The sequence below is a fragment of the uncultured Campylobacter sp. genome (assembly GCF_938030685.1).
Taxonomy (GTDB): Bacteria; Campylobacterota; Campylobacteria; order Campylobacterales; family Campylobacteraceae; genus Campylobacter_B.
This window is the reverse complement of the sequence record NZ_CALHHX010000159.1, coordinates 1-1,787: the sequence shown is the minus strand read 5'-3', so window position 1 is coordinate 1,787 and position 1,787 is coordinate 1. Positions and strand designations below refer to the sequence as shown.

The 1,787-nt window shown below is 49.7% G+C and carries 2 protein-coding genes; both read left to right on the top strand.

Going from position 1 to position 1,787, the window contains the following annotated elements:
• A partial coding sequence (locus Q0369_RS07180; RefSeq protein WP_298097939.1) for an ABC transporter ATP-binding protein occupies positions 1-665 on the top strand: 665 nt, incomplete at its 5' end.
• Positions 662-1,471 carry a class I SAM-dependent methyltransferase gene (locus Q0369_RS07175; protein WP_298097936.1) on the top strand — a complete coding sequence of 270 codons (810 nt, stop codon included), beginning with the start codon at positions 662-664 and terminating at the stop codon, positions 1,469-1,471. The genes Q0369_RS07180 and Q0369_RS07175, both read left to right, overlap by 4 nt.
• Positions 1,472-1,787 lie beyond the last annotated feature (316 nt).

The following is a 1,787-nucleotide window of genomic DNA, read 5'->3' as shown; positions in this document are numbered from 1 at the left end:
TCGCGACGGGCGATACGCTAAGCATCCTAGGCGCCAACGGCAGCGGCAAAAGCACCCTGCTTCGCATAATGCTCGGATTTTTAAAATTTGAGGGCGAGGTGCTAATCGGCGGTAAAAGCGTGTGCGACTACGGCAAAAAGGGGCTCGCCTCACTCGTCGCCTACGTACCGCAGACGCACGCGCCGTCGTACGACTACAGCGTCTTTGACGTCGCGCTTATGGGCGCGCTATGCAGGACGCCGCTGTTTTCTAGCTTTAGCGCAGCGGATAAAAAGCTAGCCGAGCAGGCGCTGGAAAAGATGGGTATCGCGCATCTAAAAAACGCGCCCTACACAAAGGTTAGCGGCGGCGAGCGGCAGCTGGCGTACATCGCGCGCACGCTGGTTCAGGGCGCGAAAGTGATCTTTATGGACGAGCCGACCAACGGGCTGGATTTTGGCAATCAGATCAAACTGCTCGAGATGATCAAGGCGCTAGGCGATGAGGGCTACACCTTCGTGCAAACGACGCACTATCCGCGCCACGCGAAGTTCGTTTCAAATTTGACGCTGTTTATAAAAGACGGCGAAATTTTAGCTTTCGGGCGCAGCGAGCAGCTCATAAACGCCGAAAATATCGATAAAATTTACGGCATAAACTACGAAAGATATGAGGATAGATTATGATTTTACCTTCAAACTACGACGAGATCGACTTTGACGCGCTTTATAAGGCACAAAAGGCAAGAAGCTCGTTTGGCAAAAAATTTGCCGAGGACTGGGATAAAAAGGCGCCAAGCTTCAACGAGGGTGTGATGAAAAGCGCCTACGCGCGAGAATTTATAGATAAGGTTGATTTTACGGGCGTTTCTACACTGCTTGATTTCGCGTGCGGCGCGGGCGCGTTAAGCGTGCTAGCGGCGCAAAAGGCGGATCAAATTTACGGCTACGATTTTTCGCCCAAAATGCTGGAATTCGCCCGCGAGAACGCTAAAGCCTACGGCGCGAAAAATGCGAAATTTGCGCAAAAAGCCTTCGAGGACGACTGGTCTGACGTGCCCGCGTGCGACGTCGTTTTCGCCTCGCGCTGCCTTGAGGTGGACGATCTAAAAGCCGCGCTTAAAAAGCTTCTTTCAAAGACTAAAAAATCGCTTTACATCACGTTTAAGGTGGGAGGCAGCTTCGTGGACGGGGATATTTTGGACGCGATAGGGCGCGAAGTGGAGCAAAAGCCCGACTTCGTCTATCTCATCAATATTTTATTTCAAATGGGCTATCTGCCGAGCCTCAGCTACATCAAAGCCCCGTGCCACGGCGGCGCACCGAGCAGCGCGGAGGAGTTCGTCCAAAGGATACGCTGGATGCTCGGCAGCGAGCTAAGCGGCACGGAGGAGGCGCGACTAGCGGAGTATTTTAACAGCGGCAAATACGAGCCAAAGCGGGATTTTATGCACTGGGCGTTCGTGCGGGTGGATAAAACAGATGAGCTTTAGCTTGGTTGCCTTATTTTATGAATGAAGCAGGATAAATTTTGAAGCTAAATTTAGCTAGAAAAGAAGCGTTAAATTTAGCCTGCCAAAAATTTTATCGATAAAATTGCAAGAGCCGGTAAGTATTCATTTTTAAAAATTTAATGCAAAATCGGGATCGCTTGTCTGCCAAAAAAGAAGCAAGCCAAAAAGCCCGCTTCATTAAATTTAAAACGCTACGGAGTAAAAAAGCAAAATTTGAGCTAAAATAACCGAGAAAGGCGGTAAAAATGCAAATGCAAAAAGACAAAATCCCCGCGGACATCAGCCAAATTCCACA

Coding starts and splice junctions, on each gene's coding strand:
- Q0369_RS07175 (WP_298097936.1), top strand. CDS start 662: ATGATTTTACCTTCAAACTACGACGAGATCGACTTTGACGCGCTTTAT.